The sequence below is a fragment of the Pseudomonas knackmussii B13 genome (genome assembly GCF_000689415.1).
In the GTDB taxonomy this organism is placed as follows: domain Bacteria; phylum Pseudomonadota; class Gammaproteobacteria; order Pseudomonadales; family Pseudomonadaceae; genus Pseudomonas; species Pseudomonas knackmussii.
Genome location: NZ_HG322950.1, coordinates 3,059,380 through 3,084,351 on the forward strand (window position 1 = coordinate 3,059,380; position 24,972 = coordinate 3,084,351).

The following is a 24,972-nucleotide window of genomic DNA, read 5'->3' on the forward strand; positions in this document are numbered from 1 at the left end:
CATGCTTCGTCAGTTGCACGCCTGGCCGGGGGTCATCCTCGCCCTCCTGCTCCTGATCCTGTCCGCCAGCGGCGCGGTGCTTTCCACCCAGCCGCTGGCCGAACGCGTTGCCGCCCCGGCCACCGAACCGACCACCAGCGTCGCCGTACTGGCCTCGCAAGTGGCGCGCCAGGTACCCGGCATCGAGCGCCTGGACCGCCACCCGTCCGGCCTGCTGGTCGCCCATTACCAGCGCGGCAGCGAGCATGGCGCGGTACGCATCGACCCGAACAGCGGCGTGGTGCTCGGCACCTACCAGACCCCGGCGATCTACGGCTGGACCCGCGACTTGCACCGTTGCCTGCTGCTGGGCACCACCGGCCACGCCCTGGCCGGCCTCGGCGCCCTCGGCATGCTGCTGCTGAGCCTTTCCGGCGTGGTGATGCTGGCCCGCCGCCAGGGCGGTTGGCGCAACCTGGCCAAGCCGGTCCATGGCCAGGGCCCGTCGCGCTGGCACAGCCAGGTCAGCCGCCTGCTGCTCCCGGTCCTGCTCGCCCTGGGCATTTCCGGCGCCTACCTGTCGGCGGACAACTTCGGCCTGGTCGCCGACGGCATGGACAACGAACCCGCCATGCCGACGGAAGTGGCCAAGGGCGCACGCCCCGATCCGATCCAGTTGAAGGCCCTGCGTGACGTCCCCCTGAAAGACCTGCGCGAGCTGGATTTCCCGGCCCAGGACGACCCCGCCGACGTCTTCACCCTGCGCACCGCCCAGGGCGACGGCTATGTCGATGCGGTGAATGGCGCCCTGCTCGGCTACCAGCCCCACGGCACCGCGCGGAACATCTACGAGTTCATCTACCAGCTGCATACTGGCGAGCTGTTCGGCGTCTTCGGCCCGCTCATGGGCCTGGCCGCGCTGAGCGTGCCGCTGCTCGGCTTCACCGGCCTGGTGCTGTTCCTGCGCCGCCGCCGTGCCGCCCAGCACCAGGGCGAAATTGCCGCCGAGGACGCCGATTGCGTGATCCTGGTGGGCAGCGAATCGAACAGCACCTGGACCTTCGCCCGCACCCTGCAACGCGCGCTGGAGGGCGCCGGCCGGGTGGTCTACAGCGCCCCCATGAGCCAGGGCGCGCGCGACTTCCCCGCCGCCCGCGAGCTGCTGGTGCTGACCGCCACCTATGGCGACGGCGGTGCGCCGCAATCGGCCGCAGGCTTCCTCGAACGCCTTGAACATCTGCGTCTGCCGAAGGCCGCTCGGGTCGCCGTGCTCGGCTTCGGCGACCGCCGTTTCCCGCGCTTCTGCCAGCACGCCGTGGACGTCGAGGGCGCCCTGCTGGCCCTCGGTTTCCACGCGCTGATGCCGCGTCGCGACATCGACGCCGGCTCGCTGGAAGCCTTCCACGCCTGGGGCCGCGACCTCGGCGACCGCCTGGGCATCGCCCTGGACCTGGCCCACGAGCCCGACGCCCCGCCGCTGGGCCAATTCCGCCTGCTCGACAAGCGCATCCACCAGGCCCCCGGCGACCAGCCGCTGGCCGTGCTGCGCCTGGAACCTGAAGGCACCGCCAGCGACTACCAGGCCGGCGACCTGCTGGCCGTCATGGCACCGGGAGCCACCACGCCGCGCTACTACTCGCTGGCCAGCGACAGCGCCCACGGCGTGCTGGAGATCTGCGTGCGCCTGCGCGACGGCGGGCTCTGCTCGAGCTACCTGCACGGCCTGGAAACGGGCGCCACGCTGGACGGCTTCGTCCAGGCCCATCGCGAATTCCGCCCGTCGCCGGGCAGCGCGCCGCTGATCCTGATCGGCGCCGGCAGCGGCATCGGCCCGCTGGTCGGCTTCGCCCGGCGCAACTCCCGGCAGCGCCCGCTTTACCTCTACTGGGGCGGCCGCGTACCGGAAGCCGGGGTGCCCTTCGACGGCCATCTCGACCGCGCCCTGGCCGAAGGCCGCATCAGCGAACTGCGCACCGCCTACTCTGCCGGCCCGCAACGCGCCTATGTGCAGGACCGTCTGAGCCAGGACGCCCAGCAACTGCGCCAACTGGTCGTCGACGGCGCGCAGATCCTGGTGTGCGGCGGCCGCAACATGGCCGAGGGCGTGCGCCAGGCCTTCGATGAAATGCTCGCGCCCCTGGCGCTGAGCGTCGAACACCTGCGCGCCGGAGGCCGCTACCGTGAAGACCTGTTCTGACCTCGGCGCCCTGCAGCGCTACAGCCTCAACGGCCCGACCATGGGCAGCCGCTACAGCGCGGTATTCCATGCCGCGCAGGGGTTCGACACGGTGCCGCTGGCCCAGGCGCTGTACGAGGCGGTCGACGACGTCGACTGGCAGATGTCCAGCTGGCGAACGGATTCCGACCTGATGCGCTTCAACGCCCTGCCGCCCGGCGAATGGATGACCCTGCCTGCCAACCTGGTCTGGGTGCTGCAAACCGCGGTGCAGGTGGGTGCGGAGTCCGGTGGCGCCTTCGATATCGCCGTGGCCGACCTGGTGCAGGCCTGGGGCTTCGGGCCAGGCCGCAAACCGGCTGACTGCTTCAGCCGCGAGGCTCTGGAAAGGCAAGCGCGCGTCAGCGCTTCAGCCGCGCTGGAGTTCGACTTCGATGCTGGGCGGGTACGCAAACGCCAGCCGGTGCGCCTCGACCTGGGCGGGATCGCCAAGGGCTTCGGCGTCGACCAGTTGGCCCGCGCACTGGAGCGCCATGGCATCCACGACTACCTGGTGAGCATTGACGGCGAACTGCGCGCCGCCGGCAGCAAGCCCGACGGCAGCCCCTGGACGGTCGCCATCGAGAAACCCGAAGCCGGCGTACGCGAAGCCTTCTCGGTACTGGAACTGGGCGAAGGCGCCCTGGCGACTTCCGGCGACTACCGCCACTTCCACGACCTGGAAGGCCATCGCGTCGCCCACACCATGGACCCGCGCCGCGCTGTGCCGCTGGACAACCCATTGGCCTCGGTCTCGGTGCTGGCGCCCAGCTGCATGCTGGCCGACGCCTGGGCCACGGCCCTGCTGGTGCTCGGCCCCGAAGCCGGCCCGGCGCTGGCCTGCGAGCGCGGCATGAGCGCCCTCTTCCTGCTGCGCGACGGCGACGCCATCCGCCAGCTGTGGATTCTCGAAGGCCGGGTGCAGGACTGAGGTTCAGGCCACCTGCGCGCTCGCCTGCGGTTCCAGCAGGCTGATGAAGGCCCGCAGCGCCGGGGTATCGGTGCCGCGCCGCCAGAACAGCCAAGTGGTGGCCTCGGCGTGCTTGGGCGCCAGGTGGTGGATGGTCACGTTGCGCCCGCCGGCCAGGCTGTCGAACATCGCTTTCGGAATGATCGCCACGCCACCGCCGGCTGCGATGCAGGCGAGCATGCCGTGGTAGGACTCCATCTCCATGATCTTGCCCGGCACCACGCGGTCTTCTGCGAACCAGCCTTCCAGGCGCTTGCGGTAGGAGCAGGTGTCGCGGAAGGCGAAGACCGTCTCCCCCGCCACGTCGCGCGCATCGCGCACCGGCGCATGGCCCTGCACGCTCATCAGCACCAGCTCTTCCTGGAACACCGGGCGGCCGTCCAGCTGCGGGTGGTTGGCCGGGCCGTCGGCGAAGGCGGCGATGAAGCGCCCGGAAAGCACGCCGTCGATCATCTCGCCGGAGGGGCCGGTGGAGAGGTCCAGCTGCACCTTGGGGAAACGCTGGTGGTAGCGCGCCAGCAGCTCGGGGATGCGCACCGCGGCGGTGCTCTCCATGGAGCCCAGGGCGAAGCTGCCGTGAGGTTCCGCCCCGCTGGCCACCTGACGCGCTTCTTCGACCAGATCGAGGATGCGCTCGGCGTAATCGAGGAAACTCCGACCAGTGGGCGACAGGCGCAGGCGCGACTTCTCGCGGATGAACAGCTCGGCGCCCAGCTCGCTTTCCAGCTGCTTGATGCGCGTGGTCAGGTTCGACGGCACGCGGTGTAGACGGTTCGCCGCGGCGGTGATGCTGCCGTCCTGGGCGACGGCGCGGAAGAACTCGAGCTGGGTCAGGTCCACATTTCTCTCCGGAAGAACGATTCTTTCAGAATTATTCATTTGTCATGAACGATACGCCACCTTACTTTCTTCCCCATGCCGGCGCCAGGGGCGCTGGCCGAATCACCGTCGCCGCCGACACACGGCGGCCACCTCACCTGCTGACAAGGAACATCCGATGAACCAGATCGCCGCGATCCCGGCTGCCATCTCGCGCAGCCCCGCCACCGGCCAGGAACTGGCCCGCTACCCCTTCCAGGACGCCGACCAGCTGGAAGCCGTGCTGGCTTCCACCGACAGTGCCTTCCGCCAGTGGAGCAAGACCTCGGTAGCCGAGCGCGTCGCCGTGCTGCGCAAGATGGCCGAAGTGCTGCGCGCCAACGTCGAGCCGATGGCCCGCATGGAAGCCCAGGAAATGGGCATGCCGGTCACCCAGGCCCGCGGCGAGATCAACAAGTGCGCCAACCTCTGCGACTGGTACGCCGAGCACGGCCCGGCGATGCTCGAAGACGAGAAGACCAGCATCGAAGGCGCCTGGATTTCCTACCTGCCGCTGGGCCCGGTCCTGGCCGTGATGCCGTGGAACTTCCCGACCTGGCAGGTCATGCGTGGCGCGGTGAGCATCATCCTCGGCGGCAACACCTACGTGCTCAAGCACGCGCCGAACGTCATGGGCTGCGCCTACCAGCTGCAGCAAGCCTGGCTGGACGCCGGCCTGCCGGAAGGCGTGTTCGCCGTGCTGAACGTCGAGCCGCCGCTGGTCTCCAAGGCCATCGCCGATGACCGCATCGCCTCCATCGCCGTGACCGGCAGCGTGGGCGCGGGCGCCGCCATCGCCTCCCAGGCCGGTGCCGCGCTGAAGAAGTGCGTACTGGAGCTGGGCGGTTCCGACCCCTTCATCGTGCTTGCCGATGCCGACCTCGACGCTGCCGTGAAAGCCGCCGTCACCAGCCGTTTCGGCAACTGCGGCCAGGTATGCATCGCCGCCAAGCGCATGATCCTGGAAGAATCCATCGCCCCGGCCTTCACCGAGAAGCTGCTGGCCGCGGTCAAGGCCCTGAAGATCGGCGACCCGCTGGCGGACGACACCTTCGTCGGCCCGATGGCCCGCTTCGACCTGCGTGACGAACTGCACGGCCAGGTGCAACAGGCCATCGCCGACGGCGCCACCCTGCTGCTGGGCGGCCACAAGATCGAAGGCGAAGGCAACTACTACGCGCCGACCGTGCTGGCCGACGTGAAGCCGGGCAACACCGCCTTCGCCAAGGAAATCTTCGGCCCGGTGGCCTCGCTGATCGTCGCCCGCGACGCCGAGCATGCCGTCGAGCTGGCCAACGACAGCGAGTTCGGCCTGTCCAGCGCGCTCTGGACCGCCGACAAGGAAAAAGCCCAGCAGATCGCCCGTCGCCTGGTCACCGGTGGCGTGTTCATCAACGGCTTCTCCGCTTCCGACCCGCGCGTACCGATCGGCGGCGTGAAGAAGAGCGGTTTCGGCCGCGAGCTGTCGCACTTCGGCCTGCGCGAGTTCCTCAACCCGCAGACCGTTTGGGTCGACCGCAAGTAAGGCTTATCCTCAGCCTTCGTCCTACGCCGCTCTCCTCGGCGCGGACGCAGTCCGCCCCGGCACTTCGCCGGGGCGTTTCCCCTTAAGGAGGTCCCATGATCGAGCTGTACTACTGGCCCACCCCCAACGGCCACAAGATCACCCTGTTCCTCGAAGAGTCCGGCATCGACTACCGCATCCACCCCGTGGATATCAGCGCCGGCGACCAGTTCAAGCCCGAATTCCTCGCCTTCTCGCCGAACAACCGCATGCCGGCGATCATCGACACCGCGCCCGCCGACGGCGGCGAACCGATCACGGTGTTCGAGTCCGGCGCCATCCTCGTCTACCTCGCCGAGAAGACCGGGCAGTTCCTGCCCAGCGACGTGCGCGGCCGCAAGACGGTGCTGGAATGGCTGTTCTGGCAGGTCGGCGGGCTCGGCCCGATGGCCGGGCAAAACCACCACTTCGCCCAGTACGCCCCGGAAAAACTCCCCTACGCCATCGACCGCTACGTGCGCGAGACCAACCGCCTGTACGGCGTGCTCGACCATCGCCTGGCGAAAGTCCCCTTCCTCGGCGGCGAGCACTACAGCATCGCCGACATGGCCAGCTACCCCTGGGTGGTGCCGTGGAAACGCCAGCTGCAGAACATCGAGGAATTCCCCCACCTCAAGCGCTGGTTCGATCACATAGCCGAGCGCCCGGCGACCATTCGCGCCTATGAGAAAGCCCAGCCCTACTCGTCGCGCCCAGCCGTTACAGAGGAAGGCAAGAAGCTCCTCTTTGGGCAGACGGCGGCGAGTTTGGGGAAGGTCTGAGCGCACCGACCCACCCGTAGGGCGCATAACCGCATTCGCGGTTATGCGCCGCCACCCGGCATGAAAACGGCGGATAACCCCTTCGGGGTTATTCGCCCTACAGGTTCGGCATTCGTGCCGTGTGGTTCGCGAGCAAGCTCGCCCTACGAACCTTGCCCCGGCCGATAGCCCTGCGCCAACAGCCACCCCTGGAACACCCGCCGCTGCTCTGGCGGCAACGCGGCCAGCACCTGCGCTTCCGGCTCGCTCTGCAGGCGCCGTAACCACGGCGCCAGCTCCAGCCCTTGCAGATGCCAGATGCCCAGCGGCTGGTCGGGGCTGACCACCACCTCCGCCTCATCGACGAAGCCGTCGCGCAACACCGGCGCGCGCTCGATGCTCAAGGCGGAAAAATCCGCGGGCAGATGGCTGGGCACCGCGTCCGGCCAACCCCGCCGCGCCTGCCAGAACGGCTGCTCGGGCCATTGCTGCTCGTCGGCGTAGAAATCCCGGCCTACACGGGCGAAGCGCAGGAACAACTGCTCGACCCGGCGCTGATGGAAACGCCGCGCCAGCTCCGCGCGCTCCGGCTTTTGCAGCAGCGTGTTGATCACCGCAGGCGCCTGCAATGCCGAGGACAGCGACTGGAAAACGCCATTGCCGGACAGCGGATCAACCGCCATGGCCGCATCGCCCACGCGAATCCAGTTGTCGCCGCAGGCCCCCAGGCTGAGGATCGCCGTGCTGCTGCGGGCGTGCAGTTCCAGGTCGCGCTCCTCGGCAGTGCCGAAGAATTCGCGTACCAGCGCCGAAGCCGCGCGCCGTTCGCGGCAGTACGCCGGCAATTGGTCCTTACCCGGCAATTCGCTGCTGGCCACGTCCAGGGTCAGCTGCCAGTAACAGCGTCCATCGGCCAGCCGCGCCATCCAGGCCCAGCCATCGGGCAGGCTCTCCACTGCACTGGCCACCGGCCCCGGCTCGCCTTGCCAGCGGCTCAGCAGGCTGAGGGTTTCCGGGCCGCGCCGCGCCTTGCCGCCCTTCTGGTTCAGCGGCGCCTGGCGGCCGCGCGCTTCGACAAGGAAGCTGGCGTCCAGTTCGCGGCCGCTTTCGAGGCGAACGGAGTGCCCTTCGATGCCCAGCACGCGGTCCTCGATGACCTCGACACCGGCCACGCGCAGGTCCTCGCGCAAGCCCTGGTCGAACAGCGGGCGGTCCAGCAGGAATTCGACGTTCTGCGCGCTTTCCTGGCCGTTCCAGCGAACTCGCCTTTGCGAAGGCGGCGCGGCGCAGTCCAGCGCATGGTTCAAGCCAGCGTGCTGCAGCCCTTCGAGTACCCGCTGCGAAACCCCTTCGACGGCAGCGAAGCGGCGCCACTCGCTGACGACGGTGACGGCGTAGCCGAGGCGGCGCAGGCCGATGGCGGTCGCTGTGCCGGCGGGGCCGGCGCCGAGGATGAGGACGTGCGGTCCGCTCACGGCCCGACCTTCCGCTCGATGCCCTTGTAGGCCGCGCGTTCGCGCATCAGTCCTAGCAATGCGTCGTTCGACAACCCCGGAAGCTCAGCCAGCAAGGCCGCCAGATGCCCGCAGAATGCCGCGCAACCCAGACTCGCGCCTGCCTGCCCGCCCACCTTCACGGCAGCACCGAAATCGGCGAACGGGCTATCCAGCCAGGACCATTCACCCTCCGCGCAGCGGGCATCGCCGGTCACGCGAATCACGCCCGGATAGGCCGCCGGGAATACCGGCTCGCCCCGCGCCGGGCTGGAGGCGCAGACCAGCACGCCCGCGTCCAGCAGATCGGCCACCGCCTCGCGAAGAATCGGCCGGTCCTGGCGCACGCCCAGGCTGAGGTTGACCAGGCGCACGCCCTGCTCGCCCAGCCAGTGAAGCGCAGCTGCAATTTGCAGCGGGCTGGTCACGCCGCGTCCGTCGAACACCTGGGCGACGCTGAAGCGAGCTTCTGGAGCGCGCGTCGAAATCGCCTGGATCACCGCCGAGCCGTGGCCAAGCACATCCGGCGTGAGTGGCAGTTCGTCCAATCCCTCATCGGACAGACGAAAGCAGCGCCCATCCACCACCCGCTCGGTTTGGGAGTCCGCGTGACCGCTATCGACCACACCCACCCGCAGTTCAGGCACCCTCGCCTCCTGCAGCGACAGCGTTCGCAACCTGCTCCCGCAGCGTGCCTTCCTGCAGCTCCAGGCGCAGATCGGCTTCCGCCAGCGTCGAGGGCCGGTGGCTGATGAGGATGCGCGTGCGCCCGGCGAACAGCCGGTCGATGGCGGCGATCACTTCGCGCTCGGTACTTTCGTCGACCTGCGAGGTGGCTTCGTCGAGCACCAGGATCAGCGGGTCCTGCAGCAGCGCGCGGGCAATGGCGATGCGTTGTTTCTGCCCGCCGGAAAGTTGCTGGCCGCGCTCGCCCAAGGGGCTGTCGAGCCCTTCCGGCAGGCTGGCGATCAGGCTGTCGAGCTGGGCCAGCGCGGCGACCCGCTCGATATCCACGCGGGTCACGTGGGGCGCGGCGTAGCTCAGGTTGTCGGCCAGGCTGCCGCGGAACAGCACCAGTTCCTGGCTGACCACGGCGATGCGCCGGCGCAGCTGCAGCAGGTCGAGTTCGCGCAGGTCCACGCCGTCGAGGAGGATGCGGCCCTGGTCGGGGTCGTAGAAGCGTTGCAGCAGGTCGATCAGGGTCGATTTGCCGACGCCGGACGGGCCGCTCAGCGCGACTTTCCGTCCCGCCGGAATGACCGCATTGACCTCGCGCAGCACCGGCTGATGGCGCCCGACATGGCTGAAGCCGAGGTTATCCAGGCGCAGTTCGCCAACGTTGGGCATCGCCTTGGGCTGCGCGGGCGAGGTCACGCCCGGCGCTTCGCCGCGCAGCTCCATCACCCGGCCGAGGCTGACGGTCATGCGCTGCAAGGCGACATACAGGCCGAGCAGGCTCTGCACCGGGCCGATGGCCATGCCCAGGTAGGTGGAGAAGGCGATCAGCGAGCCCAGCTGCCAACTGCCCTGCACCACCCAGTAACCGCCGACGAGGAAGGCGCAGGCGCGCGACAGGGACATCAGCGTCCCCGGCACGGCCTGGGTGAAGAATTCGGTGAGCTGCAGGCGCAGCAGCTGGCCCAGGTAGTTCTGCCCCAGCCCTTCCAGGCGTCTGGCTTCGCGGGATTGCTGGCCGGCCGACTGGATGAACTTCATGGCCGGCAGGGTCTCGACGAAGAACGACGACATGTCCGCCGAGCGTTCGCGCAGGTTGCGCGCCTCGCGTTCGACCTTGCGGCGCATCCAGCGCAGCCAGAGCACGTCGAGCGGGACCAGCACGAGCACCAGCACCGAGAGCTTCCAGGACAGGGTGAGCAGCAGGGCCAGCGAGCCGACCAGGCCGATCACGCTGGAAACAGCCGAGAACAGCGAGTCCACGGCGAAGCGCTGGATTTCGGCGACGTCACCGTCCAGCCGCGACATCAGATCTCCTATGCGGCGGCGGGCGAAGAAGGTCGGCGAGAGCGTCTGCAGGTGGCGGTACAGCGCATCGCGCAGGGCGAACAGGATGCGCCCGGACAGCCGCGTGTGCAGGTAGCGGTTGAGCCCCGAAAGCACCGTGCCGACCAGGCCAACGAGGATCATCGCCCCAGCCAGCAGCGCGAGCATCGGGAAGTCGCGCGCCAGCAGGCCGTCGTCGATCACCAGTTTGGTCAGCCAGGGTTGCGCCAGCACCAGCAGCGAGGCGCAGAACGACAGCCCTAGCAGGCCGAGGATGGCCAGGCGCTGCGGTTTGACGAAACCGTAGAGCCAGTTCAGTGCCTCGCGCAGTGCCTTGGGATCGTCGTTGTCGATGAAGCGGACGAAGAACATCAAGCCCTCAGCTGCTTGAGCTTGCGGTACAGGGTGGCGCGGCTGATGCCGAGCGCGTCGGCGGCGGCCGAGACGTTGCCCTGGTGACGGTCGAGCGACTGGCGGATCAGTTCGAGCTCGGTTTCGCGAATGCTGCCGCAGGGCTGGCGTTCACCGGCGCTGAGTTCGTCGAGGGTGCTGTCGGGCAGGTGTTCCAGGCCCAGGCAGGTCTCGCCCTCCTCACGCATCGCCAGCGCGGTGCGCAGGACCATCTCCAGCTGGCGGATGTTGCCCGGCCAGTGGTACTCGGCGAGCAGCCCGGCGAGTTCCTCGCCCAGCTTCACGCCGGGCGCGCCCAGCTTGGCCAGCAGGCTGGCGGCCAGTTCGCGGAAGTCGTCGCGCTCGCGCAGCGCCGGCAGGCGCACGCTGATGCCGTTGACACGGTAGTAGAGGTCTTCGCGGAAGAGCTTTTCTTCCACCTGGCGCTTGAGGTCGCGGTGGGTGGCGCAGATGAGCGCGATGTCGATGTCCTGCTCTTCGCCGGCGCCCAGCGGCGCCACCTTGCGCTCCTGCAGCACGCGCAGCAGGCGCGCTTGCAGGGCCAGTGGCATGTCGCCGATCTCGTCGAGGAACAGGGTGCCGCCGTGGGCCTGTTGCAGGCGGCCGATCATGCCGCCGCGCCGCGAGCCGGTGAAGGCGCCTTCGCGGTAGCCGAAGAGTTCGGATTCGATCAGGCCTTCGGGAATGGCCGCGCAGTTCACCGCAACGAAGGGTTTGTCGGCGCGTGCGCTGGACAGGTGCAGGTTGCGCGCGACCACTTCCTTGCCGCTGCCGGTTTCGCCGAGCAGCAGCACCGGCAGGTCGTTCAGCAGGCCCTGGCGGGCCATGCGCAGGGCGCGGGCGTAGCGGGCGTTGCCGCCGGCCAGGGCCTCCAGGTCGGGAGCGGCCGGCTTGACGACCGGGCGCGCGGGTACCGATACCGCCGGCGCACGCAGCGGCGCCTGCAGGACCTTGTAGAAGAGCTCGCCCTTGGCGGTCTGCAGGCTGCCGACCGCGCCTTGCTGCAGGCGCGCCAGCAGCTGTTCGCCGCGGCTGCCGAGGAGGTCTTCGCAGCGCCGTCCGACCAGTTGTTCGCGCGCTGCGCCGAGCAGCTGGCAGGCCGGCGTGCTGAGCGCCAGGATGCGGCCCTCCAGGCTGAGGGCCAGCAGGCCTTGCCAGGGCGAATCCAGGTACTGGCGACGGGAATGGAAGGCCAGGACGATCTGCCCCGGATAGCTTGCGCCGAACAGCCGCGCCTCGATGTGGAACACCGCGAGGCTGAGCAGCGAAAGGCTTTCGCGCGGGCCGGAGAGTGGCCCTTCGCGGGTCATGTCGAGTACGCCGAGCAGTGTGCCTTGCGGGCCCTGGATCGGCACCGAGGTGCAGGAGAAACGGCTCAGGCGGTCGAGGTAGTGCTCGCCGCAGTCGATCTGCGTCGGCCGCCCTTCCACCAGTGCAGTGCCCAGCGCATTGGTGCCGCGCGCTGCTTCGCTCCAGCAGGTGCCCTGGGTGACGTCGGCCAGGCCGATATTGCGCATGCGCTCGCGGGCGCCTTCGACGGAAAGGATGGTGGCGTCGCCGTTGGCGAGGATGATCACGCCGTCATGGCCCTGGCGTTGCTGCAGGTAGTCCAGTTCAGGCGTTGCGGCGTCGAGCAGCACGCGATTGTTGGCGAGCAGCGCGTCGGGGGCGATGCGGTTGTCCAGCGCCTCTTCCGTGCCGCGGTTGCAATTCAGCCCATGGCCGAGGCTGCGCCGCCAGGACGCGTCGATCTCTTCGCGCAGGACGCCGGCCGGCACTTCGCCTTCGCGCTGCAAGGTCTCGCGGGCGCGGTGGGCTTCCTGCAGCGTGTCGCTGCTTATTGTTCTTGTGGTTGTCATGCATCGCTCCGGTGGGCCGTGCGCCATGAAGGGGCACGAAACTCGCAAGCTGGTCAGGGCTGTGTACACCCGCAATCGGTGTCAGTAAAGAGGAAGCACCTTGCGGGAAACGGGGAAGCCTCCTGTGAGGCAATTCCCGCGCCAGAGCCGCCCGCGCTTCGCTCGTCACCACCTTTCGCAGTCTGTTGACAGTGACCGAACGCAGGTTTACGTTAACGTAAAGGTAAACGAACGAGCAAGAGCCCGATGCCGACCACCTACAGCATTTCCGACCTGGCCCGCGAACTGGACGTCACCACACGCGCCATCCGCTTCTACGAGGAGCAAGGCATGCTCAGCCCGGAGCGCCGCGGCCAGGAGCGCATCTACAGCCCCAAGGACCTGGTGGCGCTGAAGCTGATCCTGCGCGGCAAGCGCATCGGCTTCTCGCTGGCCGAGTGCAAGGAGCTGATCGACCTGTACGACCCCAGCAGCGGCAACCGCAAGCAGCTGGAAACCTTCATGGGCAAGATCGCCGCCCGGCGAGCCCAGCTTGAGCAGCAGATGCTCGACATCGAGCAGATGAAACTGGAACTGGATACCGCCGAGGAACGCTGCCTGGCCGCCCTCGACGAGACCGAGAAGAAGCAACGCGCCTCCGTGTGAGCGCCCTCCCCCACATTCCAAGTACAAGAAAGGTGCAGACCATGAGCTATCCGACCCTCAACTTCGGCCTCGGCGAAACCATCGACATGCTGCGTGACTCGGTCTATCAGTTCGCCCAGGCCGAGCTGGCCCCGCGTGCGGCGCAGATCGACCGCGACAACGAGTTCCCCATGGACATGTGGCGCAAGTTCGGCGACATGGGCCTGCTGGGCATGACCGTGGAAGAGGAGTACGGCGGCACCAACATGGGCTACCTGGCCCACGTGGTGGCGATGGAGGAGATCAGCCGCGCGTCCGCCTCGGTCGGCCTGTCCTACGGCGCCCACTCCAACCTGTGCCTGAACCAGATCCGCAAGAACGGCACCCACGAGCAGAAGCAGAAGTACCTGCCCAAGCTGTGCTCCGGCGAGCACGTCGGCGCGCTGGCCATGAGCGAGCCCAACGCCGGCTCCGACGTGGTGTCGATGAAACTGCGCGCCGACAAGAAAGGCGACCGCTACGTGCTCAACGGCAACAAGATGTGGATCACCAACGGCCCGGACGCCAACACCTACGTGATCTACGCCAAGACTGACGTCAACGCCGGCTCGCGCGGCATGACCGCGTTCATCGTCGAGCGCGACTTCAAGGGCTTCTCCCGCCACCAGAAGCTGGACAAGCTCGGCATGCGCGGCTCCAACACCTGCGAACTGGTGTTCGAAGACGTCGAAGTGCCGGAAGAAAACATCCTTGGCGCCGAAGGCCGTGGCGTGGCCGTGCTGATGAGCGGCCTGGACTACGAACGCACCGTGCTCTCCGGCGGCCCGACCGGGATCATGACCGCCTGCATGGACGTGGTGCTGCCCTACGTGCACGAGCGCCAGCAGTTCAAGCAGTCGATCGGCGAATTCCAGCTGGTGCAGGGCAAGCTGGCCGACATGTACGCCGGCATGAACGCCTCCAAGTCCTACCTGTACAACGTGGCCAAGGCCTGCGACCGCGGCGAGGAATCGCGCAAGGATGCCGCCGCGGTGATCCTCTACACCGCCGAAATGGCCACCAAGATGGCCCTGGACACCATCCAGCTGCTCGGCGGCAACGGCTACACCAACGAGTACCCGGCCGGCCGCCTGCTGCGCGACGCCAAGCTCTACGAGATCGGCGCCGGCACCAGCGAGATCCGCCGCATGCTGATCGGCCGCGAGCTGTTCAACGAAACCCGCTGAACCCAACCGCTTCTGCCCTTGTAGGAGCGAGCTTGCTCGCGAACCCGCCTGACGCCATGGCTGTTCGCGAGCAAGCTCGCTCCTACGAAAGAATCCAGCTCGTGGAGACGCCATGACCATCCTCGGCACCCAACTCAACACCCGTTCTCCGGAATACGCCGCCAACGCCGCGACCATGCTGGAGAACGTCCAGGACCTGCGCGCCCTGCTCGGCCGCATCCATGAAGGCGGCGGCGCCGCCGCCCAGGCCAAGCACACCGCCCGCGGCAAGCTGCTGGTGCGCGAACGCATCAACCGCCTGCTCGATGCGGGCTCGCCCTTCCTCGAAGTCTCCGCCCTCGCCGCCCATGACGTGTACGGCGAGGACGTCGCCGCCGCCGGCGTGGTCGCCGGCATCGGCCGCGTCGAAGGCGTGGAATGCATGATTGTCGGCAACGACGCCACGGTTAAGGGCGGCAGCTACTACCCGCTGACCGTGAAGAAGCACATCCGCGCGCAGACCATCGCCCAGCAGAACCGCCTGCCGTGCATCTACCTGGTGGACTCCGGCGGCGCCAACCTGCCGCGCCAGGACGAGGTCTTCCCCGACCGCGAGCACTTCGGCCGGATATTCTTCAACCAGGCCAACATGAGCGCCCAGGGCATCCCGCAGATCGCCGTGGTGATGGGCTCCTGCACCGCCGGCGGCGCCTACGTGCCGGCGATGAGCGACGAGACCATCATGGTGCGCAACCAGGCCACCATCTTCCTCGCCGGCCCGCCGCTGGTGAAGGCCGCCACCGGTGAGGTGGTCAGCGCCGAGGACCTGGGCGGCGCCGACGTGCACTGCAAGACCTCCGGCGTGGCCGACCACTACGCCGAGGACGACGAGCACGCGCTGGCCATCGCCCGCCGCTGTATCGCCAACCTCAACTGGACCAAGCAGGGCAAGCTCAACACCCTCGCCCCGCGCGCGCCGCTGTACCCGGCCGAAGAGCTGTACGGCGTGATTCCGGTGGACAGCAAGCAGCCCTTCGACGTGCGCGAAATCATCGCCCGCCTGGTCGACGGCAGCGAATTCGACGAGTTCAAGGCGCTGTTCGGGACCACCCTGGTGTGCGGCTTCGCCCACCTGCACGGCTACCCCGTCGCCATCCTCGCCAACAACGGCATCCTCTTCGCCGAAGCCGCGCAGAAAGGCGCGCACTTCATCGAACTGGCCTGCCAGCGCGGCATCCCGCTGGTGTTCCTGCAGAACATCACCGGCTTCATGGTCGGCCAGAAATACGAGGCCGGCGGCATCGCCAAGCACGGCGCCAAGCTGGTCACGGCGGTCGCCTGCGCCCAGGTGCCGAAGTTCACCGTGATCATCGGCGGCAGCTTCGGCGCCGGTAACTACGGCATGTGCGGCCGCGCCTACGACCCGCGCTTCCTGTGGATGTGGCCCAACGCACGCATCGGCGTGATGGGCGGCGAACAGGCCGCAGGCGTCTTGGCCCAGGTCAAGCGCGAGCAGGCCGAACGCGCCGGCAACGCGCTCTCCGCCGAGGAAGAAGCCAAGATCAAGGCACCGATCCTTGCCCAGTACGAGCGCCAGGGGCATCCCTACTATTCCAGCGCCCGCCTGTGGGACGACGGCGTGATCGACCCGGCGCAGACCCGCGAGGTCCTCGCCCTGGCCCTCTCCGCCTCCCTCAACGCGCCCATCGAGCCGACCCGGTTCGGCGTCTTCCGCATGTAAGGCCGCTGCCATGACTGAATTCCAGAACATTCAGCTCGAGATCGACGAGCGCGGCGTGGCCAGCCTCTGGCTGAATCGCCCGGACAAGAACAACGCCTTCAACGCCCAGACCATCGCCGAGCTGATCCGCGCGCTGGACCTGGTTGCCGACGACGCCAAGGTGCGCCTGCTGGTCCTGCGCGGCCGTGGCAAGCACTTCTGCGGCGGCGCGGACCTGGCGTGGATGCAGGAAGCGGTCAAGCTGGACTACCAGGGCAACCTGGCCGACGCCCAGCAACTGGCCGAACTGCTGAACAACCTGCACCTGCTGAAGAAGCCGACCCTCGCCGTGGTGCAGGGCGCGGCCTTCGGCGGCGGCGTGGGCCTGGTGGCCTGCTGCGACATGGCCCTGGGCAGCGAGCAGGCGCAGTTCTGCCTGTCGGAAGTGCGCATCGGCCTGATCCCGGCGACCATCGGCCCCTTCGTGACCAAGGCCATCGGCCAGCGCGCGGCCACCCGCTACGCGCTCACCGCCGAGCGCTTCGGCGGCCAGCGCGCCCGCGAGCTGGGCCTGCTGGACGAGTGCTACGCAGCCGAAGAACTCGACGAGAAGGTCGAGGCCTGGATCGCCAACCTGCTGAACAACAGTCCGGCCGCGCTGGTGGCCTGCAAGGCGCTGTTCCAGGAGATCGGCGCCGGCGAGCTGAGCCCCAACCTGCGCCGCTACACCGAAGCCGCCATCGCCCGCATCCGCATCAGCCCCGAGGGGCAGGAAGGCCTGCACGCCTTCCTCGAGAAGCGCAAGCCGGCCTGGCAGAACTGAGCCGCCACCACATCAGGAGCTAGAACAATGATTACGACCCTACTGGTGGCCAACCGCGGCGAGATCGCCTGCCGGGTGATGCGCACCGCCAAGGCCCTGGGCCTGACCACCGTGGCCGTGCACAGCGCCACCGACCGCAACGCCCGCCATGTCGAAGAGGCGGACATCGCCATCGACCTGGGCGGCGCCAAGCCGGCCGAGTCCTACCTGCGCGCCGATGCCGTGCTCGCTGCGGCGAAAGCCGCCGGCGCCCAGGCCATCCACCCCGGCTACGGCTTCCTCTCCGAGAACGCCGGCTTCGCCCGCGCCTGCGAAGAGGCCGGCCTGGTATTCCTCGGCCCGCCGGCCAGCGCCATCGACGCCATGGGCAGCAAGTCCGCGGCCAAGGCGCTGATGGAAGACGCCGGCGTGCCCCTGGTGCCCGGCTACCACGGCGAAGCCCAGGACTATGCGACCTTCCAGCGCGAAGCCGCGCGCATCGGCTACCCGGTGCTGCTCAAGGCTGCCGCCGGCGGTGGCGGCAAGGGCATGAAGGTGGTCGAGCGCGAAAGCGAACTGGCCGAAGCCCTGGAATCCGCCCAGCGCGAAGCCCAGTCCGGCTTCGGCGACTCGCGCATGCTGGTCGAGAAGTACCTGACCAAGCCGCGCCACGTGGAAATCCAGGTGTTCGCCGACAAGCACGGCAACTGCCTGTACCTCAACGAGCGCGACTGCTCGATCCAGCGCCGCCACCAGAAAGTGGTCGAGGAAGCGCCTGCCCCCGGCCTCTCCGTCGAACTGCGTCGCGGCATGGGCGAAGCCGCCGTGCGCGCCGCCCAGGCCATCGGCTACGTCGGCGCCGGCACCGTGGAATTCCTCTACGACGAAGGCAGCAACCAGTTCTTCTTCATGGAGATGAACACCCGCCTGCAGGTGGAGCACCCGGTCACCGAAGCCATCACCGGCCTGGACCTGGTGGCCTGGCAGATCCGCGTCGCCCGCGGCGAGCCGCTGCCGATCACCCAGGAGCAGGTGCCGCTGAATGGCCACGCCATCGAAGTGCGGCTGTACGCCGAGGACCCGGAGGGCGGCTTCCTGCCCGCCAGCGGCCACCTCGCGCTGTACCGCGAACCGCCGGCCGGCCCTGGCCGCCGCGTCGACAGCGGCATCCGCGAAGGCGACGAGATCTCGCCGTTCTACGATCCCATGCTGGCCAAGCTGATCGCCTGGGGCGAGAACCGCGAGGAAGCCCGCCAGCGCCTGCTGTCGATGCTCTGCGAAACCGCTGTCGGCGGCTTCAAGACCAACCTGGCGTTCCTCCGCCGCGTACTGGCCCACCCGGCCTTCGCCGCCGCCGAGCTGGACACCGGCTTCATCGCCCGTCACCAGGAGCAACTGCTGCCGGCCGCCAGCGCGCTGCCGGAAACCTTCTGGCAACTGGCCGGCGAAGCCTGGGCACAGAGCGAAGCCGAGCGCGTGCGCGGCGACGACGCCCACTCGCCATGGAGCGCCCGCGACGGCTGGCGCAGCGGCCTGCCGGGGGAAACCGACCTGCACCTGCTGGCCAAGGGCGAATCCCAGGTGGTGCGCCTGCGTCACGCCGACGGCGTGCGTGGCGCGACCCTGAACGGCGAATGGCTGGACGTGGCGATCGGCGGGGTCCGTCGTCGTCATCTGGCGCTGCGCCAGGGCGACAGCCTGTACCTGGAGTGGAACGGCGAGCTAGTGCCGGTGCGCCGCTTCGACGCCATCGCCGAAGCAGAAGCCGCCCACGCGCATCATGGTGGCCTGGGCGCGCCCATGAACGGCAGCATCGTGCGCATCCTGGTCGAGCCCGGCCAGGTCGTGGAAGCCGGCGCCGCCCTGGTGGTGCTGGAAGCCATGAAGATGGAACACAGCATTCGCGCGCCGCACGCCGGCGTGGTGAAATCGCTGTATTGCCGCGAAGGCGAGCTGGTTTCCGAAGGCACGTCGCTGGTGGAGCTGGAAGAAGCGTCGGCATAACTCCGGCGCCCCGTTCTTCGTAGGAGCGAGCTTGCTCGCGAACGCGTCGCACCATGAGCGTCCGGTGTGAAGCGGGTTCGCGAGCAAGCTCGCTCCTACAGGGGAAATTGCCCTTCGCCTGAACCTGAAGAGGACTATTCATGACTCTGCCAACATCCGTCCGCCTGGTCGAAGTCGGCCCGCGCGACGGCCTGCAGAACGAGAAGCAGCCCATCAGCGTCGCCGACAAGGTACGCCTGGTGGACGACCTGACCGCCGCCGGCCTCGCCTACGTCGAAGTCGGCAGCTTCGTCTCGCCCAAATGGGTGCCGCAGATGGCCGGCTCGGCCGAAGTCTTCGCCGGCATCCAGCAGAAACCGGGCATCACCTACGCCGCCCTGGCGCCCAACCTGAAGGGCTTCGAAGCCGCGCTGGAAGCCGGCGTGAAGGAAGTCGCGGTGTTCGCCGCTGCTTCCGAAGCCTTCTCGCAGAAGAACATCAACTGCTCGATCAAGGAGAGCCTGGAGCGCTTCGTGCCGGTGATGGACGCCGCGCGCGAGCACGACATCCGCGTGCGCGGCTACGTCTCCTGCGTGCTGGGCTGCCCCTACCAGGGCGAGGTGGACCTGCAGCAGGTCGCTGCCGTCGCCGCCGAACTGGATGCGATGGGCTGCTATGAAGTCTCGCTGGGCGACACCATCGGCGTCGGCACCGCCGGCGCGTCGCGCAAGATGTTCGAAGTGGTCGGTGCGCGCGTGCCGCGCGAGCGCCTTGCCGGGCACTTCCACGACACCTACGGCCAGGCCCTGGCGAACATCTACGCCAGCCTGCTGGAAGGCATCGCGGTGTTCGACAGCTCGGTCGCCGGCCTCGGCGGCTGCCCCTACGCCAAGGGCGCCACCGGCAACGTCGCCACCGAAGACGTGCTCTACCTGCTCAACGGCCTGGGCATCCACACCGGCATTGACCTGGACAAGCTGATCGACGCCGGCCAACGCATCTGCACGGTGCTCGACAAGCCCAACGGCTCGCGCGTGGCCCGCGCGCGCCTGGCAAAAGCCTGATCCCAACCTTGTAGGAGCGGACCTTGTCCGCGATTCGCGGGCATGGCCCGCTCCTACAGGGGTATGGAGGTTGAGATTTTCGCGGATAAGATCCGCTCCTACGAATAACCGCTCCGCTCGCCGACCCTCCCTGCTGACCCGCCCACCACATCCCGGTAGAGTGCGCCCTCGTGTTTCCTTTCGCGGCCGGGCCGAGCATGACCGACACCTACTCCCTCACGGACTACCAGAGCGTGCGCCAGTTGGCGATCCGCTCGCTGTTCGAGATCTTCGAGCAGTTCAGCGAAGGGACGCTGATCGTCGACCGCGAGGCGCGCATCGTCTGGATCAACCAGCGCTACGCCCAGCGTTTCGGTCTGGAGGATGCCGAACAGGCCATCGGCCGCCCGGTGGAACAGGTGATCCCCGGCAGCCTGATGCGCGAAGTGGTCAGCAGCGGCCGGCCCATGCTGCTGGACATCCTCGACATGCCCAAGGACCCGCTGGTGGTCATGCGCATGCCGATCCGCGACGACGCCGGCGCGGTCATCGGCGGCATCGGTTTCGCCCTGTTCGACGAGCTGCGCTCGCTGTCGCCGCTGCTCACCCGCTACCAGCGCATGCAGGCCGAGCTGGCCTCGACCCGCTCGCTGCTGCAGGCGCACCAGGCCAAGTACAGCCTCGCGCACTTCATCGGCAACAGCCCGGCGAGCCTGGAGATCAAGCGCCGCGCCCGGCGTGGCGCGGCCAGCGACGCGCCGGTGCTGCTGCTGGGCGAGACCGGCACCGGCAAGGAATTGCTCGCCCACGCCATCCATAGCGCCTCGGCGCGCGCCAACAAGCCCTTCGTCAGCATCAACGCCGCGGCCATCCCGGAAACCCTGCTGGAAGCCGAGTTCTTCGGCACCGCGCCGGGCGCCTTCACCGGCGCCGACCGCAAGGGGCGGCCCGGCAAGCTGCAGATCGCCCAGGGCGGCACCCTGTTCCTTGACGAGATCGGCGACATGCCCCTGCCGCTGCAGAGCAAGCTGCTGCGCGTGCTGCAGGAAAAGGAATTCGAGCCGGTGGGCTCCAACGAAGTGCTGCGCAGTGATATTCGCCTGGTCGCGGCCACCTCCATCGACCTCGACAAGGCGATGCGCGAAGGCCGTTTCCGCGCCGACCTCTACTACCGCATCAACGTGCTGCCCATCGAGATCCCGCCGCTGCGTGAGCGCCTGGAAGACCTGCCGGCACTGTGCGAGGCGATCCTCGACGACCTGCGCGAGGACCACCACGCGCTCTACGAACTGGACAGCGCCGCCCTCGCCCTGCTCGCCCGCCACGCCTGGCCGGGCAACGTGCGCGAGCTGCGCAACCTGTTGGAACGCACGGTGCTGCTCAATGACGGCAATCAGCTCGACGCCGAATCCCTGCGCGCAGCCCTCGGCCCACTGCAACCCGTGCCGCAACAGTCCAACGCGACAAGCCCGCTGCTGGCGCCGGACCAGGATTTCTACGCCGCCCGCGACGCCTTCGAGCGCGAGCTGATCGCCGGCGTGCTGGAGGAGTACGCCGGCAACGTCGATGCAGCAGCCAAGCGTCTGGGCCTGGGCCGTTCCACGCTCTACAAGAAGCTCGCCGCCCTTGGGCTTTCGTCCTGATTTAGAGACTTGTCTACGTTTTGAGACTTGGACGATTCCGCTGAATCCTGGGGCGAACTCAAGTTCTGTCTCCGTTTAGAGACAAAATAGTTTCCTCAAGCACCAATAGATTATAAATATCCTTTAAAAACAAATACTTAAGACACTGGCACGGTTCTCGCTATGTCGCCACCTGCGGCCATCCGCCGCACGCCGACATAACAACAACCAACGACGTCCGCGTCCGAACGCTACCCACGGGGTCATCGGCCCACCCCGGTTCGTGATGCGCAACGCCAGGAGTCCCCGCCCCATGAGCCCTTCCCCGCTCGCCCGTGCCACCGCCCTCGCCGCCCTTGGCGCCAGCCTGGGCGTCCCGCTGCAGGCCCACGCCGAGTTCATCGCCGACAGCAAGGCCAGCCTCGAACTGCGTAATTTCTACTTCAACCGTGACTTCCGCCAGGAAGCCGCCCCCCAGTCGAAACAGGAAGAGTGGGCGCAGGGTTTCCTGCTGCGCTACGAGTCCGGCTACACCGACGGCCCGGTCGGCTTCGGCGTCGACGCCCTCGGCCTGCTCGGCGTGAAGCTCGACTCCAGCCCCGACCGCGCCGGCTCCGGCCTGCTGCCGCGCGACCGCGAGAAGGTCAACGGCGCCGCCGACGACTACAGCGAACTCGGCCTGACCGCCAAGCTGCGCGCCTCGAAGAGCGTGCTCAAGATCGGCACCCTGCTGCCCAAGCTGCCTACCGTCCTGGCCAACGACAGCCGCCTGCTGCCGCAGACCTTCCAGGGTGCCTACCTGAACTCCGCCGAGTTCGCCGGGCTGAATATCGATGCCGGCCAGCTGCGCCAGGTGAGCCAGCGCGACTCCTCGGACAGCGAGGACATGACCGTCACCACCGGCAGCGCACGCGGCATCGTCGCCAGCGGCACCAGCGACCGCTTCGACTTCGGAGGCCTGACCTACCAGTGGACGCCGCAGCTGAGCACCGCCTACCACTACGCGAAGCTCGAGGACCTCTACGACCAGCACGTGCTCAACCTGGTCCACGTGCTGCCGATCGCCCAGGGCCAGTCGCTGAAGACCGACCTGCGCTACGCCCGCTCGGAAGACGATGGCCGCAGCAACGTCGACAACCGAGCCTTCGGTGCCATGCTCACCTACAAGCTCGGGGCACATGCTTTCGGCGCCGGCTACCAGTCCATGAGCGGCGACACCGGCTATGCCTACATCGGCGGCACTGACGCCTTCCTGGTCAACTTCGTGCAGATCGGCGACTTCGCCAACCGCGACGAGAAGTCCTGGCAGGCGCGCTACGACTACGACTTCGCCGCCCTCGGCGTGCCGGGCCTGACCTTCATGACCCGCTACCTGTCCGGCGACAACATCGAGCTGGGCGCCGGCAAGCCCGAAGGCGAGGAATGGGAACGCGATACCGACATCGGCTACGTGGTGCAGAGCGGTCCGCTGAAGAACTTCGGCGTGAAATGGCGCAATGCGGCCGTGCGTTCGAGCCACTTCGGCAACGACCTGGACGAGAACCGCCTGATCCTCAGCTACGTGCTGCCGCTCTGGTAAGCCGCGCGCCGCAACCCGTACAACAATAACCACGCGCGGCTCGCACGCCGCGCGACCCAGGAGAACCGCCCCATGAGCGTGGTCATCGCCCTCGCTGCCCTAGCCCTGCTGATGCTCGCCGCCTACCGCGGCTACAGCGTCATCCTCTTCGCCCCCATCGCGGCCCTGCTCGCCGTGCTGCTCACCGATCCGTCCGCCGTGGCGCCGACCTTCACCGGCGTGTTCATGGAAAAGATGGTCGGCTTCGTGAAGCTGTACTTCCCGGTGTTCCTGCTCGGCGCCGTGTTCGGCAAGCTGATCGAGCTGTCGGGCTTCTCGCGCTCCATAGTCGCGGCCGCCATCCGCCTGCTCGGCACCAGCCAGGCCATGCTGGTGATCGTGCTGGTCTGCGCCCTGCTGACCTACGGCGGCGTCTCGCTGTTCGTGGTGGTGTTCGCGGTGTACCCATTCGCCGCCGAGATGTTCCGCCAGAGCAACATCCCCAAGCGGCTGATCCCGGCGACCATCGCCCTGGGCGCCTTCACCTTCACCATGGACGCGCTGCCCGGCACGCCGCAGATCCAGAACATCATCCCCACCACCTTCTTCAACACCAACGGCTGGGCAGCGCCCTGGCTGGGCCTGATCGGCAGCCTGTTCGTCTTCGCCGCCGGCATGCTCTTCCTGCGCCGCCAGCTGAACCGCGCGCAGGCGCGTGGCGAAGGCTACGGCAGCGAGCTGCGCAACGAGCCGGAAACCGCCGCCGACATCGCCCTGCCCAATCCCCTGCTGGCCCTCGCGCCGCTGGTGCTGGTGGGCGTGGCCAACCTGGCCTTCACCCACTGGATTCCGCAGCTCTACGGCAAGAGCCACAGCCTGCAACTCGCCGGCATGGCTGCGCCCGTGGTCAGCGACGTCAGCAAGCTGACCGGCATCTGGGCGGTCCAGGCCGCACTGTTGCTGGGCATCCTCCTGGTGCTCTTCACCAGCTTCGGCGCCGTGCGCAGCCGCCTCGCCGAAGGCAGCAAGACCGCCGTGTCCGGCGCGTTGCTGGCGGCCATGAACACCGCCTCGGAATACGGCTTCGGCGCGGTCATCGCCTCGCTTCCGGGCTTCCTGGTGCTGGCTGATGCGCTGAAGAGCATCCCCAACCCGCTGGTCAACGAAGCCATCACCGTCACCGCGCTGGCCGGCATCACCGGTTCCGCGTCGGGCGGCATGAGCATCGCGCTGGCGGCCATGTCCGAGCAGTTCATCGCCGCCGCCCACGCCGCCAACATCCCGCTGGAAGTGCTGCACCGCGTCGCCTCGATGGCCTCCGGCGGCATGGACACGCTGCCGCACAACGGCGCGGTGATCACCCTGCTGGCAGTCACCGGCCTGACCCACCGCGAAGCCTACAAGGACATCTTCGCCATCACCCTGATCAAGACCCTGGCGGTGTTTCTCGTCATCGCCGTGTTCTATACCACTGGGATCGTCTGATCCCATCCACCGGGCGGCCCGGCGCCGGCCGCCCCGCAAGGCAGGAGAAATTCCATGACCCTCAAAGGCAAGACCGCACTGGTCACCGGTTCCACCAGCGGCATCGGCCTGGGCATCGCCCTGAGCCTGGCCCGCGCCGGTGCGGACGTGCTGCTCAACGGCTTCGGCGATCCCGCTCCGGCGCTGAAGGCGGTGGCCGACTGCGGCGTGCGGGTGGAGCACCATCCGGCGGACATGTCGAAGCCCGAGCAAATCGCCGAGATGGTGGAATTCGCCCAGGCGCGCTTCGGCCGCGTCGACATCCTGGTGAACAACGCCGGTATCCAGCACGTAGCGCCCATCGAGGAATTCCCGGTGGAACGCTGGGACTCGATCCTCGCCATCAACCTGTCCTCGGCCTTCCACACCACACGCCTGCTGCTGCCGGGCATGCGCGAGCGCAACTGGGGGCGGATCATCAACATCGCCTCGGCCCACGGCCTGGTCGGCTCGGCACAGAAGAGCGCCTATGTGGCCGCCAAGCATGGCCTGGTCGGGCTGACCAAGGTGGTCGCCCTGGAGACCGCCACCACTGGCGTCACCTGCAACGCCATCTGCCCCGGCTGGGTGCTGACGCCGCTGGTGCAACAGCAGATCGATATGCGCATCAGCGCAGGCGCCAGCCCAGCCGAAGCCAGCGAAGCGCTGCTTGCGGAGAAGCAGCCGTCGCTGGATTTCGTCACCCCCGAGCAACTCGGCGGGCTGGCGGTATTCCTTTGCAGCGAGGCGGCGGATCAGGTGCGCGGCGCCGCCTGGAACATGGACGGCGGCTGGCTCGCGCGCTGAGCCGCGCCCCCCGCC

Annotated in this window: 19 protein-coding genes; 14 read left to right on the forward strand and 5 right to left on the reverse strand. The window is 68.2% G+C overall.

Annotated features, from left to right (window positions below; genetic code table 11):
* The first annotated feature begins 1 nt into the window (after position 1).
* Both PKB_RS14410 and PKB_RS14415 read left to right on the forward strand, forming a co-directional pair.
* Entirely contained in the window at positions 2 to 2,176 is a 2,175-nt protein-coding gene (locus tag PKB_RS14410) for a PepSY domain-containing protein (protein ID WP_043252772.1), read from the forward strand.
* Positions 2,160 to 3,125, forward strand: a complete 966-nt coding sequence (locus tag PKB_RS14415) for an FAD:protein FMN transferase (RefSeq protein ID WP_043252773.1) — start codon at positions 2,160 to 2,162, stop codon at positions 3,123 to 3,125. Before PKB_RS14410 ends, PKB_RS14415 begins: the two co-directional genes overlap by 17 nt.
* A 3-nt stretch (positions 3,126 to 3,128) precedes the next feature.
* Here PKB_RS14415 and ptrR read toward each other — a convergent pair whose 3' ends face one another.
* Positions 3,129 to 4,004 (reverse strand): putrescine utilization regulator PtrR, encoded by an 876-nt coding sequence (gene ptrR / locus PKB_RS14420; protein ID WP_043252774.1) that lies wholly within the window; start codon positions 4,002 to 4,004, stop codon positions 3,129 to 3,131.
* A 157-nt stretch (positions 4,005 to 4,161) separates the two neighbouring features.
* On the opposite strand from ptrR, the gene PKB_RS14425 reads away from it, so the two are divergent.
* A complete protein-coding gene (locus PKB_RS14425; protein ID WP_043252775.1) occupies positions 4,162 to 5,547 on the forward strand; it encodes an NAD-dependent succinate-semialdehyde dehydrogenase in 1,386 nt (461 codons plus the stop codon).
* A 95-nt stretch (positions 5,548 to 5,642) separates the two neighbouring features.
* A complete protein-coding gene (locus tag PKB_RS14430; RefSeq protein WP_043252777.1) occupies positions 5,643 to 6,347 on the forward strand; it encodes a glutathione binding-like protein in 705 nt (234 codons plus the stop codon).
* 143 nt (positions 6,348 to 6,490) lie between these two features.
* Here the strand turns inward: PKB_RS14430 and qhpG are convergent, their stop codons facing one another.
* The 4 genes from qhpG to PKB_RS14450 are packed head-to-tail and all read right to left on the reverse strand — an operon-like array spanning position 6,491 to position 12,090.
* Positions 6,491 to 7,801, reverse strand: coding sequence for a flavin-dependent monooxygenase QhpG (gene qhpG / locus PKB_RS14435; protein WP_043252778.1), 1,311 nt, complete (start codon positions 7,799 to 7,801; stop codon positions 6,491 to 6,493).
* Positions 7,798 to 8,466: a subtilisin-like serine protease QhpE gene (gene qhpE / locus PKB_RS14440; protein ID WP_043252780.1), complete on the reverse strand. Its 669-nt coding sequence runs from the start codon at positions 8,464 to 8,466 to the stop codon at positions 7,798 to 7,800. The genes qhpG and qhpE overlap by 4 nt, the downstream gene beginning before the upstream one ends.
* Positions 8,459 to 10,192 (reverse strand): ABC transporter ATP-binding protein, encoded by a 1,734-nt coding sequence (locus tag PKB_RS14445; RefSeq protein WP_043252782.1) that lies wholly within the window; start codon positions 10,190 to 10,192, stop codon positions 8,459 to 8,461. The genes qhpE and PKB_RS14445 overlap by 8 nt, the downstream gene beginning before the upstream one ends.
* Positions 10,192 to 12,090, reverse strand: a complete 1,899-nt coding sequence (locus PKB_RS14450; RefSeq protein ID WP_043252784.1) for a sigma-54-dependent Fis family transcriptional regulator — start codon at positions 12,088 to 12,090, stop codon at positions 10,192 to 10,194. The genes PKB_RS14445 and PKB_RS14450 overlap by 1 nt, the downstream gene beginning before the upstream one ends.
* 246 nt (positions 12,091 to 12,336) lie before the next feature.
* Between PKB_RS14450 and PKB_RS14455 the strand changes: the two genes are divergently transcribed.
* The 10 genes from PKB_RS14455 (at position 12,337) to PKB_RS14500 (ending at position 24,957) form a co-directional block, all read left to right on the forward strand.
* Positions 12,337 to 12,735, forward strand: a complete 399-nt coding sequence (locus PKB_RS14455) for a MerR family transcriptional regulator (RefSeq protein WP_043252788.1) — start codon at positions 12,337 to 12,339, stop codon at positions 12,733 to 12,735.
* 41 nt (positions 12,736 to 12,776) lie between these two features.
* Entirely contained in the window at positions 12,777 to 13,940 is a 1,164-nt protein-coding gene (locus PKB_RS14460) for an isovaleryl-CoA dehydrogenase (protein ID WP_043252790.1), read from the forward strand.
* 112 nt (positions 13,941 to 14,052) lie between these two features.
* Entirely contained in the window at positions 14,053 to 15,660 is a 1,608-nt protein-coding gene (locus tag PKB_RS14465; RefSeq protein WP_043252793.1) for a carboxyl transferase domain-containing protein, read from the forward strand.
* 10 nt (positions 15,661 to 15,670) lie between these two features.
* Entirely contained in the window at positions 15,671 to 16,462 is a 792-nt protein-coding gene (locus PKB_RS14470) for a gamma-carboxygeranoyl-CoA hydratase (RefSeq protein WP_043252796.1), read from the forward strand.
* Between the two features lie 27 nt (positions 16,463 to 16,489).
* The gene (locus PKB_RS14475) at positions 16,490 to 18,445 is read left to right on the forward strand and encodes an acetyl/propionyl/methylcrotonyl-CoA carboxylase subunit alpha (protein ID WP_043252798.1); all 1,956 of its coding nucleotides are present in this window, start codon (positions 16,490 to 16,492) and stop codon (positions 18,443 to 18,445) included.
* A gap of 140 nt (positions 18,446 to 18,585) precedes the next feature.
* Positions 18,586 to 19,488, forward strand: a complete 903-nt coding sequence (locus tag PKB_RS14480; protein ID WP_043252801.1) for a hydroxymethylglutaryl-CoA lyase — start codon at positions 18,586 to 18,588, stop codon at positions 19,486 to 19,488.
* Between the two features lie 197 nt (positions 19,489 to 19,685).
* Complete coding sequence (locus tag PKB_RS14485; protein ID WP_043252803.1) at positions 19,686 to 21,110, forward strand: sigma-54 interaction domain-containing protein; 1,425 nt, start codon at positions 19,686 to 19,688, stop codon at positions 21,108 to 21,110.
* Positions 21,111 to 21,402: 292 nt separating this feature from the next.
* Positions 21,403 to 22,668 (forward strand): OprD family porin, encoded by a 1,266-nt coding sequence (locus PKB_RS14490; protein WP_043252805.1) that lies wholly within the window; start codon positions 21,403 to 21,405, stop codon positions 22,666 to 22,668.
* Between the two features lie 72 nt (positions 22,669 to 22,740).
* Positions 22,741 to 24,132, forward strand: a complete 1,392-nt coding sequence (locus PKB_RS14495; protein ID WP_043252807.1) for a GntP family permease — start codon at positions 22,741 to 22,743, stop codon at positions 24,130 to 24,132.
* A 54-nt stretch (positions 24,133 to 24,186) separates the two neighbouring features.
* The gene (locus PKB_RS14500) at positions 24,187 to 24,957 is read left to right on the forward strand and encodes a 3-hydroxybutyrate dehydrogenase (RefSeq protein WP_043252809.1); all 771 of its coding nucleotides are present in this window, start codon (positions 24,187 to 24,189) and stop codon (positions 24,955 to 24,957) included.
* The last annotated feature ends 15 nt before the right edge of the window (positions 24,958 to 24,972 follow it).

What these genes read in the sequence shown, in the direction of transcription:
- PKB_RS14480 (WP_043252801.1), top strand. Translation starts at nt 18,586, where the DNA reads ATGACTCTGCCAACATCCGTCCGCCTGGTCGAAGTCGGCCCGCGCGAC.
- PKB_RS14490 (WP_043252805.1), top strand. Translation starts at nt 21,403, where the DNA reads ATGAGCCCTTCCCCGCTCGCCCGTGCCACCGCCCTCGCCGCCCTTGGC.
- PKB_RS14455 (WP_043252788.1), top strand. Translation starts at nt 12,337, where the DNA reads ATGCCGACCACCTACAGCATTTCCGACCTGGCCCGCGAACTGGACGTC.
- PKB_RS14425 (WP_043252775.1), top strand. Translation starts at nt 4,162, where the DNA reads ATGAACCAGATCGCCGCGATCCCGGCTGCCATCTCGCGCAGCCCCGCC.
- PKB_RS14410 (WP_043252772.1), top strand. Translation starts at nt 2, where the DNA reads ATGCTTCGTCAGTTGCACGCCTGGCCGGGGGTCATCCTCGCCCTCCTG.
- PKB_RS14485 (WP_043252803.1), top strand. Translation starts at nt 19,686, where the DNA reads ATGACCGACACCTACTCCCTCACGGACTACCAGAGCGTGCGCCAGTTG.
- PKB_RS14465 (WP_043252793.1), top strand. Translation starts at nt 14,053, where the DNA reads ATGACCATCCTCGGCACCCAACTCAACACCCGTTCTCCGGAATACGCC.
- PKB_RS14475 (WP_043252798.1), top strand. Translation starts at nt 16,490, where the DNA reads ATGATTACGACCCTACTGGTGGCCAACCGCGGCGAGATCGCCTGCCGG.
- PKB_RS14470 (WP_043252796.1), top strand. Translation starts at nt 15,671, where the DNA reads ATGACTGAATTCCAGAACATTCAGCTCGAGATCGACGAGCGCGGCGTG.
- PKB_RS14445 (WP_043252782.1), bottom strand. Translation starts at nt 10,192, where the DNA reads ATGTTCTTCGTCCGCTTCATCGACAACGACGATCCCAAGGCACTGCGC.
- PKB_RS14500 (WP_043252809.1), top strand. Translation starts at nt 24,187, where the DNA reads ATGACCCTCAAAGGCAAGACCGCACTGGTCACCGGTTCCACCAGCGGC.
- PKB_RS14460 (WP_043252790.1), top strand. Translation starts at nt 12,777, where the DNA reads ATGAGCTATCCGACCCTCAACTTCGGCCTCGGCGAAACCATCGACATG.
- PKB_RS14430 (WP_043252777.1), top strand. Translation starts at nt 5,643, where the DNA reads ATGATCGAGCTGTACTACTGGCCCACCCCCAACGGCCACAAGATCACC.
- PKB_RS14495 (WP_043252807.1), top strand. Translation starts at nt 22,741, where the DNA reads ATGAGCGTGGTCATCGCCCTCGCTGCCCTAGCCCTGCTGATGCTCGCC.
- PKB_RS14450 (WP_043252784.1), bottom strand. Translation starts at nt 12,090, where the DNA reads ATGACAACCACAAGAACAATAAGCAGCGACACGCTGCAGGAAGCCCAC.